We start from the raw sequence: 16796 nt of genomic DNA, 5'->3' as shown, positions 1-16796 counted from the left end.
GGGTGCTTTATGTCGAGCAAGAAAAAGTCCCTGGAGATCGAAACCCTGCGTGGCCTGGCGTGCCTGTTGCTGGTGCTCTATCACGTGATCGGGCCGTTGGGCGGTGGTTTGAAAATCGACATCGGCTCGCCGTTCCGGGTGATCGCCGATTCGATGGTGTACGTGCGGATGCCGCTGTTCACCTTCATCTCCGGCTACATCTATTCCCTCTACAAGATTCGCGGTAATGACTTTTCCGCGTTCTTCAGCGGCAAGGTGCGGCGCCTGATCGTGCCGCTGTTTTGCGTCGGTGTGCCGTTCTCGGTGTTGCAGGCGGTGGGGCCGGGCGTGAACAAGGACGTCAGCGTGATGGATGCGCTGTTGTCGTTCTACGTTCCGATCAACCACTTCTGGTTTCTGCAGGCGGTGTTCATCATTTTCATGTTCGTCGGCCTGCTGGAGTGGCGCGGTTTGTTGCGTACACCGACGCGCCAGTACCTGTTGTTCGCCTTCGCGGCGGCGGTGTTCCTGTTGCCGCCGTTTCCCGTGGATGCGTTCGGCATCAACGGGGCGATTTATCTGCTGCCGTTCTTCGTGGCGGGCATGATCGGCCAGGAGAAAGTCAGCGAGCTGAAGCAGACGTTCAAGGTGATTGGCCCGCTGGTGTTTGTGCTGATCTCGCTGACGCTGCTGTACGTGGCGGCGGTGGACCGCGAGCTGATCGTCGACCGCCGCAGCCTGATCGGCCTGACCGTGGGCTGCGTATCCTGCATCGCGTTACTGTCGAGTGACATGCGCTCGAAGACGCTGACCTGGCTTGGCGGTTACTCCTACGCGATTTTCCTCTTTCACGTATTGTTCGCCGCTACGTCGCGTTCGATCCTCGGCCGCCTGGGTGTGAAGGACGAAAGCGTGTTGGTGTTCTGCGGTTTGACGTGTGGCTTGCTCGGGCCTGTGGTGTTGTCGATGATTTTCAGTCGGTTCAACTTCACCTCCGTGCTGTTCCTCGGCGAACGTGCCGCGACCAAAAAGAAACCGGCGGCGACCATCGCACCGGTGGCGCAGACCCGATGAAGGAAGCGATTCATGCTGGCTGTTGATGATGTGCCGCCGGTAGCGGCGTCGGTGGTGCAGGTCGGCGACGCTCGCGAGCGGTTTGGCCAATGGCGTGAAGGCAAGGCCGGCAAGGTGTTGTCGATCTCGGTGATCGGCGACAGCTACAGCGCCGGGCAGGATTTCTACCTGAACAAACTGGTGCAGCGCGTGGCCGGAGAGGTCGGGTTTGCCGGGCCGGGGTATGTCGGGTTCAACCACGGCGCAGCGCTGGGCGGCACGCATTTCAAGTACACCCGCAGCAGCGAAAAATACTTCGGCGGCGACTGGCAGGTCTCCGGCCTCGGCCAGGCCAGCCCCGATAGCCGCACGGTGACCGGCCACCCCGGCGCCTGGCTGCAAGTCGAGGCCAGCCCGACGCCTGCCATCAACACCGCCGTCACTCAGGCGAAACTGCTCTACCTCGGCAACGGTGAGTCCAGTGAGTTGCGTTATCGCTGGTCACCCTCCGCCGACTGGCAGCCGTTGAAACTCGCGGACGAGGGCGTACAGGAAGTCCCGCTGCCCGGTACGTCGGCCGCGACCGATTGGGCCTTCAGGCTTGAAGTGGTAAAAGGCGCGCCGACCCTGTTCGGTCTGTGGCTGAGCAACGATCAGAACGGGGTTCGGGTATCGAAACTGGCGGCGTCCGGCGCGGCGTCCGCTGATTTCTATCACGACGATGCTCGCTGGCAGGCGCAGTGGAAAGCCGTTGTATCGAAGATTCCCGCAGACATTTACCTGATCATGCTCGGTGGCAACGATCAGGGTTTCGGCGTGAAGCCCGAGCAGTATCTGCATAACGTTCAGGGGCTGGTCGGCATGCTCCGCGAGATTCAGCCGGCGGCTAGCATCAACCTGATCCTGCGTCAGGACACCACCCGCTCCAGCGCCTATCCGATGTCGGCTTATGCGCAGGTCATCGAGCCCTGGGCCCGTGAGCAGCGTCTGGGTTATGCAAATCTGCAATGTGCGTTCGGCACCGACGTCAAACGCTACGCAGCGGCCATGATCGGGCCGGACAAGATTCATCCGGTGCCGGCCACGGGCGGGCGGGTGATTGCCGATTACTTCTATCGTTGGGTCGTGGGCGGACAGCAAAAAGTCTCGCCACAGGATAGCTGTGGCGAGACTTCGAAGTAGCCGTCAGTTGTCGAACAGATCCAGATGGCTCAGCAGCTCTGCGGTTTTCTGCGGCATCAACTGCGTCACGCAACGGGTTTCCACATTGACGATGATCGCCGGGTCGTTGCAGCAGATCCGCACGCGGAAACGCCAGTCGCTGAAGATCATCTTCAGGCCGTCGCGGTCATCGACCTCCAGCGCCTGCTCGCCGTAAATCCGTTTCAGGTGGGCGAGCAGAGGATAGGGATCGCGCATCGGTCGGCGTATGTCCCCGGACGAGGGAAACACGCCGAGACGGTCGACCAGCAGCAGGGTGCCCAGCCACGGGCCATTGGCGCTGGGCAATGGCTGATGGCGGGATAACCAGCTCATCACCCCGAGGTTGTCCACCTCACGTTCAATCTCTGCGGAATGTTGTGCAATGTTCATGGTTGCCTCGTTGGATGTGCGTGCTGCAATGAATCAGTGGGGGCCGCTCAGCGGCCCTTCAGGTAAACGTTGTCGTAGCAGAAGTTGGTCGCCTGCAGGTAACCCTCGGCGTCGCCGCAGTCGAAGCGCAGCCCCTTGAATTTGTAGGCCAGCACGCAACCGTTCTGCGCCTGCTTCATCAGGGCGTCGGTGATCTGGATTTCGCCGCCCTTGCCCGGCTCGGTGTCGGCGATCAGGTCGAAGATGTCCGGCGTGAGGATGTAGCGGCCAATGATCGCCAGGTTCGACGGTGCGTCTTGCGGGGCCGGTTTTTCCACCATGTGGTTGACCCGGTAGATGCCCTCGGAAATCGCTTCGCCGGCGATCACGCCGTACTTGTGGGTCTGGTCACGCGGCACTTCCTGGATGGCGACGATCGAGCAGCGGAATTTTTTGTACAGCTCGATCATCTGCGTGAGCACGCCGTCGCCTTCCAGGTTCAGGCACAGGTCGTCCGCGAGAACCACAGCGAAGGGCTCGTCGCCGATCAACGGGCGACCGCTGAGAATCGCGTGACCCAGGCCTTTCATTTCCACTTGGCGGGTGTAGGAGAAGGTGCAGGTGTCGATCAGCTCGCGAGTGCCGGCCAGAAACTTCTCTTTCTCGGTGCCGCGAATCTGGTGTTCGAGTTCGTAGCTGATGTCGAAGTGGTCTTCCAGTGCGCGCTTGCCCCGGCCGGTGACGATGGCCATGTGTTGCAGGCCGGCGTCCCGTGCTTCTTCAACGGCGTATTCGATCAACGGCTTGTTGACGATCGGCAGCATTTCCTTGGGCATGGCTTTGGTGGCCGGCAAGAAACGCGTGCCATAACCGGCAGCGGGGAACAAACATTTACGGATCATAAAAGTTTCCTGGTCATTCATGGCGCACTGCCATCGTTTATTGCAATAACGAAGGTTGCAAGTTATTGAAGCTGTACTTTAATACCTGACTCGGGAGATGAGTGGCAAATAGCAATGAGTGTAAAACACGACAATGTTATGAGATGTCAGTTTGACAGTTATTGGTTATTTTTAGTCGGCATCCGTTGATAGTGATGAATGCGCGGGAGTGCTAATAAGTACCAGGCAATACAGTTTGGCTTGTAAAAATATTTATAGCCAGTGATTGAACTGTTTTTGTTTCTGGTTGTTGTCGCGCGGTTTGTGTGAATCAAGACACACATTAAACAAACAGCGCTTGACACGCGAGTTGGCACTTTTCCCACTTATGGACCGCGCTATGAAGATTCTGGTAACGGGTGGCGCCGGCTATATCGGCTCGCACACCACACTTGCACTACTTGAAGCAGGTTATGAAGTTGTAGTTCTGGATAATCTTTGCAACAGCAGCGACGCCGCCTTGCACGCGGTAGAAGCCATTTGCGGCAAAAGTGCGCTGATGATTCGTGGAGATGTCTGCGATCGGGCCCTGCTGGACCGGATTTTCCAGCAGCACACCATCGATGCCGTGCTGCACTTCGCCGGGCTCAAGGCTGTCGGCGAGAGCGTGCGCAAGCCGCTCGAATACTACGAAACCAACGTCAGCGGCAGCATCACGCTGTGCCAGGCGATGGCAGCGGCGGGGGTGTTCCGGCTGGTGTTCAGCTCGTCCGCCACGGTCTACGGCGAGCCGGCGCAGATGCCGATCCGCGAGGATTTCCCGACCGGCACTCCGACCAATCCCTACGGCCAGTCCAAGCTGATCGTCGAGAACGTGCTGCGCGACCTGTGCCAGTCCGAACCGCGCTGGAGCATCGCGCTGCTGCGCTACTTCAACCCGATCGGCGCGCATCACAGCGGCCAGATGGGCGAAGATCCCAACGGCATTCCCAACAATCTGGTGCCTTACATCAGCCAGGTGGCGGTCGGCAGCCTCAAGGAATTGTCGATCTTCGGCGACGATTACCCGACGGTCGACGGCACCGGCGTGCGCGACTACATCCATGTGGTGGATCTGGCGGACGGGCACTTGAAAGCCCTGCAAACCATCGCCGACCGTACCGGTATTCATACCTGGAACCTCGGCACCGGCGACGGCTACAGCGTGTTGCAGGTGCTGCGGGCCTTCGAGCAGGCCTGCGGGCAGCCGGTGCCTTACCGGGTAATGCCACGGCGTTCCGGGGATATTGCCGAGAGCTGGGCCGACGCCTCCAAGGCGGCGAAGGAACTCGGCTGGAAAGCCACACGCAACTTGCAGGACATGGTCACCGACACCTGGCGCTGGCAATCGAATCATCCCCGGGGTTATCAGGGATGATGGCGTTTTAGTGCAATGTTAGTTTCAGTCAGGTTGTTAGATATCGTCGGGAAATTAGACTGGCAATGCCTTTTGCAAGTCCGTAGATATAAACCTGCCGTTCGACTTTTATCAGTTGCGTAAGACTGTGAAAGAACAACGGATCTTGTTCGCGCTTTTTGCGACTTGAACTCTACCACCTCTAACCAACACCCGATGTTCAGGTGCGATGTTAGAAAGGAGTTGATATGAAGAAAGTGATGGCGATCGCCCTGTTGACGATGTTGAGCAACTGGGCCTCCGCAGCTGAAGCGCCGCTTACAGCAGTGACCAATGTATCTGGCAGTGTTGCGGCTTCTACAGCGCCTGCTGCCAGTACTGCCATGGTCGCCAGTGCTGTAGCGGCGTCCAACAGTGGTGGAAGTGCCAACGGCGGTACAACGGGTACCACCGGTACCACGGGTACAACCGGCACGCACAACTAACTGAAGTATCTGTTGGTGCAGTACAGGGTCGCCCGACGAAAGTCGGGTGACTTTGTTTTTGGATTCGCCCTTGAATAGCGTAGTGCCATTATGACCCGTCGTTTTTCTCTTTTATTGTTGGCAAGTATCGCTTTGCAAGGTTGCATGTTCTCCCCCGGCCAGTACCTGAGCACCAGTAGCATCACGCGCCAGGGCGCCAGCGAAAGCAGCCGGGTCGAGCTCATTCCGATCACCCCCAAACTCATCGCCATGAACCGCGCCACGTACAAGCGTGAGTCGGTGCCGGCGGAGTTGTTGGCGACCCCGGCCGAATACCGCATCGGCAGCAACGATGTGCTGTACATCACGGTCTGGGATCACCCCGAGCTGACCGCCCCTTCGGGTGCGCAACAGCAGATCGACGCCAACGGCCGTCTGGTGCGTTCCGACGGCACGTTGTATTACCCGTACATCAAAGAAGTCCAGGCCGCCGGCAAAACCATCCAGCAACTGCGTTCGGACATCGAGCAACGCCTCTCGGCGTTCATTGCCGAGCCGCAAGTGGATGTCGCGGTGCTGCGTTTCGCCAGCCAGAAAGTCGTGGTCTCGGGCGCCGTCACCAAGGCCGGCCCCCAGGCGATTTCGACCAACCCGCTGAGCGTGGTCGAGGCCCTCGGTTCGGCCGGTGTCGATACCAACAATGCCGACTTGTCGGGGCTGATGCTGACGCGCAACGGGCGGGTCTATCCGCTCAATCTCGATGCCCTCAATCAGCAGGATTCCGAATTGCAGAACGTCTACCTCAAGGGAGGCGATCAGCTGTATCTGCCGTACAACGACAACAAGCGCATCTACGTGATGGGCGAGGTCAACCAGCCCCGTGCGCTGAGCTTCAAGACCGCCACCATGAACCTGTCCGACGTGCTCGGATCGGTCGGCGGCTTGAGCCAGACCACCTCCAACGGCAACGCCGTGTATGTGATTCGCGGGGTGGAAAACCTCGACGTCGAGCCGGCGAAAATCTATCAGCTGGAAGCCGAGTCGCCGACCGCCATGGCGCTCGCTTCGCACTTCGAAGTGCGGCCCCAGGACGTGGTCTATGTCGGGCCTGCCAACGTGACTCGCTGGAATCGCCTGATCAGCCAGTTGGTGCCGTCGGCATCGATTGTCGGGACAGGGGCTTCCGCTGCGAAGAACTGGAGCGAATACAGTAACAACAGCAAATAAGGCCGCCGACTGTGAAAACGTTGAAAGTGGGCGTGTGCCTGATGGCGGCCGTGTTGCTCAGTGGCTGCAATCCGCTGATGAGCGCTTCGTTGAACAACCTCAAATCCGCCGTCATCGGGCCGGATGAACTGGACGTGTCGGCGGAGCAGGTCGCGGGGGTCAAGTATCCCCAACTCAAACTGACCACGCCGTCCGGCTCCGGGGTGCTGGCGCTGGTGCGCGAGCGCGAGGACCTGCAGTTCTGGGTCGCCTCCGGCAAGCAGGTGCTGCTGATGCGCGACGGCCTGGCCATGCGCACTGTGGGCCTGGGCGTGGAGGGCGATCTGGACGGCACGCGCCTGTCTGATGACTCGCCGTTCAAACAGGGCCTGCATCGCATCACCGACGGCTACACCAGCCGCCGCTGGATCGACCTCTACAAGGGCCAGGAAGTCGGGATCATCGTCAACAGCCGCTTCTCCCGAAAATCCCTGGAAACCCTCGACATTCTCGACAAGGAATACTCCGTGCTGCGCGTCGATGAGCAGATTGACGCGCCGGCCATCGGCCTGCGCGCAACCAACCGTTACTGGGTCGATCCGGTGGACGGTTTCATTGTGCAGAGTGAACAGCAACTGACCTCGCAGTTGCGGGTCAGGATCGTGCAGCTGACCCCTGACCGCAGGCATGTCCCGTGAAGCGGCTCAGAGCGCTGTCGGCGTGCCTGATGTTGCTTGCCGGTGCCAGCGAGGCAGCAGTCATCGTCAGCGGTGATGTCGCCAACCCCGGCCCGATCGAATTGCCGGCGGGCGGACGTTTGCGCGATGTGATCGGTGAGGCCGTGCCGAATGCCGAAGGCTACTGGCTGGCGGGCGTCCTGTTGCGTCAGTCATTGCTGGAAGAACAGACGCGGCTCAAGGTCGGCGTGCTGTTCGATCTGGATGTGCTGCAGCGCATGGCGATGCTCTTTGACAAACCGAGTCGAGCGGCGCTGGCACAGCGCCTGGCCGAGCAGGTCCGGCAGATGCCGGTGACCGGGCGGCAGATCGCCGATCTCGATCCGGTGGCGGTGGAAGTCGGTTTCGCCCGCAACATCCGCCTCGACGATGGTGATCAACTGATCTACCCGAAACGGGTCGACGAGGTCGAAGTGCTGGGCGCGGTCGCCGAGCCGTGCCGTTTGCCTTATCAGCCGTTGCAGGAAGCCCGCGAATACCTGCAGGGCTGCACGTTGCTGACGGCGGACGCCGATGCCGATTACCTGTGGCTGATCCAGCCCAACGGCGAATCGCGGCGGGTCGGCATCGCCCACTGGAACCGCGAGAGCGGGCAGATGCCCGTGGCCGGCAGCAAGATTCTGGTGCCGGTGAAAAACGATGATCTGGATCCGCCTGTCCCTGAACTGAATCAGCAGTTGGCCGAATTGATTGCCACGCAGTTGGCTGAGGTGGTTCGTTGAATTTGCGTTTTGCAGCTGTGTTGTTATTGCCGTGTGGCCTGGTGCATGCCGAGCCACGGATTACCCAGAATGACTTCGGCGGCGTCGGTCTGTTGCAGACCCCGACCGCGCGCATGTCGCCCGCCGGTGAGTTGAGCGTCAACGCCAACCGCACCGAACCGTACAGCCGATACAGCGTTTCGTTGCAGCCGCTCGACTGGCTGGAAGGTTCGTTTCGCTACACCGCCATCACCAACCGTCCGTACGGTTCCGAAGCGCTGAGCGGCAGCCAGAGCTATAAGGACAAGGCGGTCGACGCCAAGGTCCGGCTGTGGCAGGAAAGCCACTGGGCGCCGGAAGTGGCGCTGGGCTTTCGAGACATCGGCGGTACCGGTCTGTTTGCCAGTGAATTCTTCGTGGCCAACAAGCGCTGGGACAATTTCGATTTCAGCGCCGGCATCGCCTGGGGTTACATCGGTAATCGCGGCGATGTCGACAACCCGTTGGGTTCGATCAGTGACCGCTTCAACACCCGCCCGGATCTGGAAGGCACCGGTGACGTCAACGCCGGCTCGTACTTCCGCGGCAAGCCGTCGTTTTTCGGCGGCGTGAGTTACCAGACGCCCTGGGACCGCCTCAGCCTGAAACTCGAATACGAAGGCAACGACTACAAGCACGAGCCCAAGGACAACATCATCAAGCAGGACTCGCCGATCAACCTCGGCGCGGTGTTCAAGGTGACCGATTCCGTCGATCTGAGTGCGGCCTGGGAGCGCGGCAACACGGCGATGTTCGGCATCACGTTCCACACCAATTTCGTCAGTCGCAAGGCCCCGGCCAAGACCTTCGACCCACCGGCCGAACCGCTGCCGGCGAAGGCGCCAACCGCGACCATGGAAGAGGTCAACTGGGCCGACGTGTCGCGCCGTTTGCAACAGAACGCCGGCTACAAGGTCGAGCGCATCACCCAGCGCGATTCCGAACTGATCGTGTATGGCGAGCAGCAGCGCTATTTCCATTCGCCCAAGGCCGTCGGCCGCGCGAGCCGGATTCTCGACAACAGCGTCAACGACGACATCGACTGGTTCACCGTGGTCAACAAGCGCTACGACCTGCCGCTGGAAGAAACCAGCGTGCCCCGGCAGACCTTCCGCGAAGTGATCAACAACGAAGAACCGCTGGAATCGCTGCACCGCACCACCGAGATCAATCCGGCAATGCCGCGCAACGAGAAAACCCTCTACACCGAAGCGCCGCAGCACTTCAATTACGGCGTCGGCCTGGGCTTCAAACAGAACGTCGGCGGCCCCGATGGTTTGCTCTATCAGTTCACGGCGGATCTGGATGCCGAGTACCGCTTCAACCGCAACACCTGGTGGAACGGTCTGCTCAGTCAGAACCTGATCAACAACTTCGACAAGTTCACCTACGACGCGCCCAGCGGCCTGCCGCGTGTGCGCACCGACTTGCGTCAGTACCTGACCACTTCCGACACCACCATGCCGCTGTTTCAGGTCAGCCACGCCGAGCAACTGGACAAGGATTTGTACGGCATGGTCTACGGCGGTTATCTGGAATCGATGTTCGCCGGGGTCGGGGGTGAGGTGCTGTTTCGTCCGACCGGCAAGCGCTGGTCGATTGGTGCGGACCTGAACTACGTGCGTCAGCGTGAGTTCGACCAGGGTTTCGGCCTGCAGGATTACTCGGTCTGGACCGGCCACATCACCGGCTACACCGACCTGCCGTTCGACACGCTGGCCGCAGTCAGCGTCGGGCGTTACCTGGCGGGCGACTTTGGCGGCACGGTGGACATCTCCCGCGAGTTCTTCAACGGCGTGCGCTTTGGCGCCTGGGCGACCATCACCACCGCCGGCAGCGCCGAGTATGGCGAGGGTAGTTTCGACAAGGGGCTGTACCTGTCGATCCCGTTCGACGAAATGATGAGCATGTCGACCATGCGCCGCGCCAACCTGGTGTGGGCACCGCTGACCCGTGACGGTGGCGCGCGGCTCAACCGCAGCTTCCAGCTGCATTCGATGACGGACAGCCGTGAAGGGGACATGTTCTACCGCAACTTCGGGAAGATTACCGAGTAAGTTTGGGGGGAGCGGAGAATTAAAGCGGGAGCCTGATGGCTCCCGTTTTTGTTTGTGGTGAAGGGGGATCTTGATGCAGCCGTGATTGCTGTGGGAGCTGGTGTGTTGCGGGTGGTTGGCAGGTTCAAATCTGGTGTTGAATGATCCGGCGCTTTCGCGGGCAAGCCCACTCCCACAAGGATCGGGGAATGCTGAAGATTACGGCATCACCCAAAAACCTGTGGGAGCGGGGCTTGCCCGCGAAGGCGTCCGCTCAGCCGACATCAGAGCATCTGTCACTCCTCGGTTTCAGAACCCCGACCAACCCCAAACCCCGCCCACAAAAAAGGGGACTTTCGTCCCCTTGCGGTGTTGCCTTCTCAAGCGCTGCGTCTCAGTAAATATCCTTCGACAACAGGGTGAACGGCGTCTTCACCAGAATTTTCAGATCCAGCCACAGCGACCAGTTGTTGATGTACTTCAGGTCGATCTCAACACGCTTTTCCATCTTGTCGAGGGTGTCTGTCTCACCCCTGCAACCGCTGATCTGCGCCAGGCCAGTGATGCCCGGTTTGATTCGGTGGCGGGCCATGTAGGCGAGGATCTTGCCCGAGTAGTAGTTGTTGTGCGCCACGGCGTGCGGACGTGGACCGACCAGTGCCATGTGCCCTTGCAGCACGTTGAACAGTTGCGGCAGCTCATCCAGCGAAGTGCGACGGATAAAGCGACCGACCGCGGTAATGCGCGAATCGTTGCGGCTGGCCTGCTTGACGTCACGGTCATCGTGAACGCGCATCGAGCGGAATTTCCAGACCTTGATCACCTTGCCGTTCCAGCCATGGCGATCCTGCTTGAAGAACACCGGGCCCGGCGAGTTGAGTTTCACCGCCAGGGCCACGGCCAGCAGCACCGGGCTCAACAGAATGATCGCCAGCAGGGCGACGGCTTTCTCCACCAGGCTCTTGCTCAGCGCAGCGGTCGGGCGGCTGGTCAGCGGGCTTTCGTTGAGGTAGATCGCCGGCAGACCGTCCACGACTTTCACCGAGTGATTGAGCAGCGTCAGGCTGTTCAGGTCCGGCACCCAGACCACGTCAACGTTGGCATCCAGCAAGTCCACATACATCGCCTCGATCTTGGCGGCTTCCGACAGCGGCAGCGTGATGTACAGGCGGCGGATGTCGTGGTTCTGGATCAGCTCAAGCAGTTCGTCCTGAGCGCCGACAACGCGCGGGGCGTCCGCTTCCAGCGACGGGGTATCGCCGTTGCTGACGAGGCCGACCAGCGGCAGGTTTTCATGCTGGCTCAGCTTCTTCGCCAGGCCCAGAGCCAGTTCGCCGGTGCCGACGATCAGGGTCTTGTGTTCGCTTTTGCGCGACCGCTGGTAGAACTTCGAGAACGCATGCAGCGGTGCGTACAGCAGCGCCTGACCGAGGAAACCGTACACCGCCCACTCAAGGATGACCTGGCGTGAGAACAGCGCATCGGCCTTGCAGATGAAAGCGATGAACGCCAGCCCGGCCATGGTCATGAACCAGCCCATGAACAGTCGACCCAGCCCGGTCAGGTAATTGTCTCGCTTTCGATACGCGCCGCTGAAGGTATAAGCCGGCACCGAGGCCAGTACGGCCAGAATCGTGCACATCCGATAGTAGAACTCGACGGTGCCCGTGTGCTGTTCGGCCAGTATGAACAACAGGGAAACAATGAAACTCTGTGCCAGCGCCCATTGGCCCCAAAAGGTCAGTCCCTTGAGGCCGGTGTTTCGATTGATACGAAGAGAAAGATCCATACGATATCCCCAAAAGACGTCCGTTCAGGTTTCGACAGTAGAAAACCGAGTTGTTAAGCAGACTTGTTATTGTTGTTTGAGTCAGTGTCCTGAGGTAACAACGCCGGAATGCGGAACTGTCGTCAGTCAATAGACTAAGTTATTGCCGGGGATGCTGTCTGACGAGTTCTAACAAGATGGCACAGTGCCAACTTATTTAAATTTCCAATATGCAAACGTTAGAAAAGGTCGAAAGGCAGGGGGTGAATAATCAATATTGTGTTTGCTATCGTAGGTGGGGTCAGGAGGCGGGTATAACCAGGGAGGGATGAAACCAAACAGAGTGCTTTTTTATTTTTGTAATCGCACTTGTATCTGTTTGTCTTGTAGTGGGGGATGTTGTTTAGGCAACAACTTCCTGGATCAGGCAATAACCGCGATTGCGCACGGCACGAAACAATCGTTCACCGTTGCTGGCGTTCTTGAATTTGTCTTGAAGACGGCTCAGGCACATTTCCAGTCCCCGGTATTGCTCCGGCTCGCGGCCGATGCTGAGAATCAGATCGTCGCGACTGACAACACGATCTTCATGGTGCAGCATCTTGCGGACCAGTGCGGTTTCAAGCCCGGTGAGACTGATCTCGACGCCTTCTTTCGTCAATGCACCCTGATCATTGTCCAGATGCCAGGCTTGGGTGCAGGGCGCGTCGGATTCGATCGTTCGGGAAGTATCAGCGGGGTTTTCGGACATGGCCGTGGAATTGTGGAATGAATGCGCCGATTGTGCTGCCAGCCATTCCGATTCGAGGGTGGCCAATATGCGCTGGGTATCATGTTCGATGCTACGTGCGACGTGCTTCCTTGTGCCGCGTGGGTAAGTGAACTCCATCAGCATCGGAGTGGAAGAGGGCGAAGCAACACCTTCAATAAACATTTGTGCCTGAGACGTGCCAAACGAATTGAAACGCTCACTGGAGAGAATGCTCTCGAGTTCGCGTTGCGACGCTGAGCTGTTAGTCACGACAACAAAATATTTTCTTGGGAGGGTCGTGCTGGTTTCCATGTCTCTCTCCTAAAGTACACACCAAATTTGGCGAAAAAATAATGGCAGGCGAGCAATGTTTTCCTCGGAATTAATCGATCAGGCAGGGTCTGGGCCCAAAGATGGCCTCGATAAGTTCCACTCGGTCTGCGTTAGAGTAATGGTTTATTGTTATGTTTAAGTGTTGCAGCGCTCATGCAATTGACAGCTTTTTATTAGATATGTGACGCGGTTAAAACTATGAGAAAGCGGATGTTTGAAGCGTTGCATCAGACGTTCCCTCGTATGCTGCAAAAGAGTGTTTCCCTGAATCAGGGGGTTGAGATCAACCCCCTCATCAGACGATAGCCATACCCGCGAATGCTCTGTATGGCGTTCGTACCGTACACGTCCTTGATTTTCCCACGCAAGCGGCTGATGGATTTTTCCAGCGCCCGAGGGTCGTAGAATTGGGTGTTCAGCCCCATGATGCTGGCGATTTCATCGTGGCTGAGAATGTGATTGCCGGTCTGCGCAAAGGCTTGCAGGATCTTCATTTCGGCAAAGGAGATATCCAGTTTCTTGCTGGTGTCCGAGAGGCAGATGCGGGTGGGGTCCAGCACCAGGCTGATATCCCGCTGCCATTCTTCGCTGTCGAAGAACTCACCCAGCAGTTCCGCGCTTTCATCGGACAAGGTATTGAGTTTGATACAGAAGTCGGCACCGGCCAGAAAGTACTTGATCTTGTTGTGGGCGCCGCGACCCGTGATCACTGCACAAATAATCGGCTTCAAGTTGTCGTTGCGCAGGTTTTCCACCAGCGCAAGGTTATCTTCGAGTGCCTGAGGGCTGTCGATGATAATGAAGATCGCCCGATACAGGCCGTGATATTCGTTGTGCTGATATGAACTAATGTAGGCGTCGGCTTCAACAGCCACACCGCTCTGCACATGCTTTGCGATTAGCGCGCTAAAGTGTTCAGCCACGCCACGGGTACGACCCAGGGTGAGAACACCTGGTTCGTCGCTTGTGCGGCGCGGGCTTCTAGTCGCTAAGTTACCTGTGAGCATCATGCATTGACTCGAAAAGGTGCTGACATCGGGATGTTAAAGCACCGGTTCTCATCTGTGACTGACAATTGGTAACATTTGGACGAATTTTAGACGTGGCTCCCGAGTTTTCTAACAATAATTAAGCGATTCAAGCTTTTAGTTGATTTTTTCGGGGCTGTGAACTAACGGAATTGAGGTCGTTAGATGGTGGCAATATGGAATGGTGCCACTATTTTGTAATTATCGCGAGCTGTTTTTATGTCCCTTGGCCATCACTCAACTGCATACGTATCAGAGCACTGTGAGGTGGGTCACATTTTATGGGGAGGCCTGTGTTTTGGCTATAACGTCGACAAGTTCACACACGGACGTTTATTAACATGCCTTGAGTGTGGCTTTTGATAAGACATATTCTCCGTCCCCGAGTCGGGCAATGGGTGTACATCTGCCAATTGTTTTACTTCAGATACTCAATGCCTGAATGCATTTAACAGGGCGCCCGCAAAGAGCGCTCTGACGGAGGATTAATGGATTTACTGACCTTGTTCAAGGTGCTGATTCTTGGGGCGGTAGAAGGCCTGACCGAGTTCCTGCCCATTTCCAGTACGGGCCACCAGATTATTGTTGCCGACTTGCTGGAATTCGGCGGTGAACGCGCCATGGCGTTCAACATCATTATTCAACTGGGCGCCATTCTGGCGGTGGTCTGGGAGTTTCGCCCGAAGATCTTCGAGATCGTCAAAGGCCTGCCGACCCAAAGCAATGCCCAGCGTTTTACCCGTAATCTGCTGATCGCCTTTTTCCCGGCAGTCATTCTCGGCGTGTTATTCGCCGACACGATTCATGAATACCTGTTCAACCCGATCACCGTAGCGGTTGCATTGGTGGTGGGCGGCATCGTGATGTTGTGGGCCGAGCAGCGCGATCATGTAGTGAGCGTCGACCATGTGGACGACATGAAGTGGGCCGACGCCCTGAAGATCGGTTGCGTACAGTGCCTGGCGATGATTCCGGGCACGTCGCGCTCCGGTTCCACCATCATCGGCGGTCTGCTGTTCGGCCTGTCACGCAAGGCCGCCACGGAGTTCTCGTTCTTCCTGGCGATGCCGACCATGGTCGGTGCCGCGGTGTATTCCGGCTACAAATACCGCGAACTGTTCCAGAGCAGCGACCTGCCGGTCTTCGCCCTGGGCTTCGTCGTCGCGTTCATCTTCGCGATGATCGCCGTGCGCGGCCTGCTGAAGTTCATTGCGAACCACAGCTACGCCACCTTCGCCTGGTACCGCATTGCCTTCGGCTTGCTGATCCTTGCCACCTGGCAATTTGGCTGGGTCAACTGGACGGCTGCGGCGGCAAGCTGATTACTGACTGCTGAGCAGCGCAGCGACGGCGAGGTCGCTTAACTCGGTATCGGGCGATTCATGACGAAACCGCTGCAAGGCTGACGTGAAATACGCAGCCTTCAGCATGCCGTCGCTGGCTAGATAAAGCCGCGCGTCTTCCAGCTCCTCGGCGGAGTAAACGCGTTTATGGCTGTCGGTGGTTTCTTGCGAGGCCGTAAAAGGCGTGAGCAGCAGGGAAGCAAGCGAGAAACCAGACAACTTGGTCACCTCCCATGGAGTATCCGTGTTACCCAGACAAAGCCCGTCGCAGTGGGCCTGGGCATTAGACGTGGCGCAAAACAAGGCAAGGAGGGTGCAACGCTTGAAACCAGAGAAATTCAACGCGGGCATAAACAAAAGACATCCTGTCAGTACATCAAAAGAATTACATCAGCGGGCAACAGTCATTCGTTGCCCGCACATTCAACGCATCGATCAACGACCCGCCAGCAACTCCGCCGCCTGATCCAGCAACGCCAGCGGATCCTTGGCCTTGTGGATATCCACCGACAACAACTGACGAAACTTGCGCGCCCCCGGGAACCCGGTGCCCAGGCCCAGCACATGCCGGGTGATGTGATGCATCGCGCCGCCGGCCAGCAAATGCTCGGCTATATAAGGCCGCAACTGCGCCAGCGCCTCGGCCCGGCTGATCACCGGCGCGGCACTGCCGAACAACTGCTGATCCACTTCGGCCAGCAGATAAGGATTGTGATATGCCTCGCGCCCCAGCATCACGCCGTCAAAGGTCTGCAAATGCTCATGGCAGGCCTCCATCGTCTTGATCCCGCCGTTGAGAATGAACTCCAGCTCCGGAAAATCCGCCTTCAACCGCGCCGCCACGTCATAACGCAACGGCGGAATGTCACGGTTCTCCTTCGGCGACAACCCCTCCAGAATCGCAATCCGCGCATGCACCGTAAAACTGGTGCACCCGGCATCCCGCACCGTGCCAACGAAATCGCACAGCTGCTCATAACTGTCCCGCCCATTGATCCCGATCCGATGCTTCACCGTCACCGGAATCGACACCGCATCACGCATCGCCTTCACACAATCCGCCACCAACTGCGGATGCCCCATCAGGCACGCACCGATCATATTGTTCTGCACCCGATCACTCGGGCAGCCAACGTTCAGATTCACCTCGTCGTAACCGTGCTCCTGCGCCATACGAGCGCAAGCGGCCAGGTCCAACGGAACGCTACCGCCCAACTGCAACGCCAGCGGATGCTCGGCTTCGTTGTGACGGAGGAAACGCTCGTGATCGCCGTTGAGCAGAGCGCCGGTGGTGACCATTTCGGTGTAGAGCAGGGCGTTTTTCGACAGGATGCGTAGGAAGTACCGGCAGTGACGGTCAGTCCAATCCATCATCGGCGCGACGGAGAAACGGCGGGAGAGTGTGGCGGGTGTAGCGGTGATTGGGGGCATTGGGGGTACGGAATCGGTGTGGCTGGGAGGTGGGGGAGTTTATCAGGAATGGGAGGGGCTTAAGGGGTATCTGAGTGG

At 58.4% G+C, this 16796-nt stretch carries 16 protein-coding genes; 9 read left to right on the top strand and 7 right to left on the bottom strand.

The annotated features are described in order from the left end of the window. The first annotated feature begins 9 nt into the window (after positions 1-9). Both AC07Y2_RS20335 and AC07Y2_RS20330 read left to right on the top strand, forming a co-directional pair. Positions 10-1053, top strand: a complete 1044-nt coding sequence (locus tag AC07Y2_RS20335) for an acyltransferase family protein (RefSeq protein ID WP_103386749.1) — start codon at positions 10-12, stop codon at positions 1051-1053. 12 nt (positions 1054-1065) lie between these two features. Next, positions 1066-2214 carry an SGNH/GDSL hydrolase family protein gene (locus AC07Y2_RS20330; protein ID WP_103386750.1) on the top strand — a complete coding sequence of 383 codons (1149 nt, stop codon included), beginning with the start codon at positions 1066-1068 and terminating at the stop codon, positions 2212-2214. Positions 2215-2217: 3 nt separating this feature from the next. On the opposite strand, the gene AC07Y2_RS20325 is transcribed toward AC07Y2_RS20330, so the two are convergent. Both AC07Y2_RS20325 and galU read right to left on the bottom strand, forming a co-directional pair. Continuing rightward, positions 2218-2625: a phosphohexomutase domain-containing protein gene (locus AC07Y2_RS20325; protein WP_039772767.1), complete on the bottom strand. Its 408-nt coding sequence runs from the start codon at positions 2623-2625 to the stop codon at positions 2218-2220. A 47-nt stretch (positions 2626-2672) separates the two neighbouring features. Then, positions 2673-3506, bottom strand: a complete 834-nt coding sequence (gene galU, locus AC07Y2_RS20320; RefSeq protein WP_007951629.1) for a UTP--glucose-1-phosphate uridylyltransferase GalU — start codon at positions 3504-3506, stop codon at positions 2673-2675. Positions 3507-3885: 379 nt separating this feature from the next. Here galU and galE point away from each other — a divergent pair, with 379 nt between their 5' ends. From galE to AC07Y2_RS20290, 6 genes are all read left to right on the top strand, one after another. Beyond that, positions 3886-4902, top strand: coding sequence for a UDP-glucose 4-epimerase GalE (galE, locus tag AC07Y2_RS20315; RefSeq protein WP_103386751.1), 1017 nt, complete (start codon positions 3886-3888; stop codon positions 4900-4902). A 227-nt stretch (positions 4903-5129) separates the two neighbouring features. Then, positions 5130-5366 carry a hypothetical protein gene (locus AC07Y2_RS20310; protein WP_003226528.1) on the top strand — a complete coding sequence of 79 codons (237 nt, stop codon included), beginning with the start codon at positions 5130-5132 and terminating at the stop codon, positions 5364-5366. A 90-nt stretch (positions 5367-5456) separates the two neighbouring features. Beyond that, positions 5457-6572 (top strand): polysaccharide biosynthesis/export family protein, encoded by a 1116-nt coding sequence (locus AC07Y2_RS20305; RefSeq protein ID WP_172829496.1) that lies wholly within the window; start codon positions 5457-5459, stop codon positions 6570-6572. Between the two features lie 11 nt (positions 6573-6583). Then, a complete protein-coding gene (locus AC07Y2_RS20300; RefSeq protein ID WP_080770671.1) occupies positions 6584-7249 on the top strand; it encodes a YjbF family lipoprotein in 666 nt (221 codons plus the stop codon). After that, entirely contained in the window at positions 7246-8010 is a 765-nt protein-coding gene (locus AC07Y2_RS20295; RefSeq protein WP_371855520.1) for a capsule biosynthesis GfcC family protein, read from the top strand. The genes AC07Y2_RS20300 and AC07Y2_RS20295 overlap by 4 nt, the downstream gene beginning before the upstream one ends. Then, positions 8007-10085 carry a YjbH domain-containing protein gene (locus tag AC07Y2_RS20290; RefSeq protein WP_103386752.1) on the top strand — a complete coding sequence of 693 codons (2079 nt, stop codon included), beginning with the start codon at positions 8007-8009 and terminating at the stop codon, positions 10083-10085. Before AC07Y2_RS20295 ends, AC07Y2_RS20290 begins: the two co-directional genes overlap by 4 nt. Positions 10086-10458: 373 nt before the next feature. Here AC07Y2_RS20290 and AC07Y2_RS20285 read toward each other — a convergent pair whose 3' ends face one another. The 3 genes from AC07Y2_RS20285 to AC07Y2_RS20275 form a co-directional block, all read right to left on the bottom strand. Next, positions 10459-11853, bottom strand: coding sequence for an undecaprenyl-phosphate glucose phosphotransferase (locus tag AC07Y2_RS20285; RefSeq protein ID WP_064598067.1), 1395 nt, complete (start codon positions 11851-11853; stop codon positions 10459-10461). Between the two features lie 382 nt (positions 11854-12235). Continuing rightward, the gene (locus AC07Y2_RS20280; RefSeq protein ID WP_039772761.1) at positions 12236-12895 is read right to left on the bottom strand and encodes a winged helix-turn-helix domain-containing protein; all 660 of its coding nucleotides are present in this window, start codon (positions 12893-12895) and stop codon (positions 12236-12238) included. A 290-nt stretch (positions 12896-13185) separates the two neighbouring features. Further along, positions 13186-13926, bottom strand: a complete 741-nt coding sequence (locus AC07Y2_RS20275; protein ID WP_039772760.1) for a winged helix-turn-helix domain-containing protein — start codon at positions 13924-13926, stop codon at positions 13186-13188. Between the two features lie 506 nt (positions 13927-14432). Here AC07Y2_RS20275 and AC07Y2_RS20270 point away from each other — a divergent pair. Next, the gene (locus AC07Y2_RS20270) at positions 14433-15266 is read left to right on the top strand and encodes an undecaprenyl-diphosphate phosphatase (protein WP_103386753.1); all 834 of its coding nucleotides are present in this window, start codon (positions 14433-14435) and stop codon (positions 15264-15266) included. Here the strand turns inward: AC07Y2_RS20270 and AC07Y2_RS20265 are convergent, their stop codons facing one another. Then, positions 15267-15638 carry a DUF2388 domain-containing protein gene (locus tag AC07Y2_RS20265; RefSeq protein WP_103386754.1) on the bottom strand — a complete coding sequence of 124 codons (372 nt, stop codon included), beginning with the start codon at positions 15636-15638 and terminating at the stop codon, positions 15267-15269. An 84-nt stretch (positions 15639-15722) separates the two neighbouring features. Continuing rightward, entirely contained in the window at positions 15723-16718 is a 996-nt protein-coding gene (gene dusA / locus AC07Y2_RS20260) for a tRNA dihydrouridine(20/20a) synthase DusA (RefSeq protein WP_103386755.1), read from the bottom strand. Positions 16719-16796 lie beyond the last annotated feature (78 nt).

Source organism: Pseudomonas sp. GW456-12-1-14-TSB6 (assembly GCF_059424205.1).
Note: the sequence above shows the minus strand (reverse complement) of the source record. Positions and strands in the feature narration are given on the sequence as shown.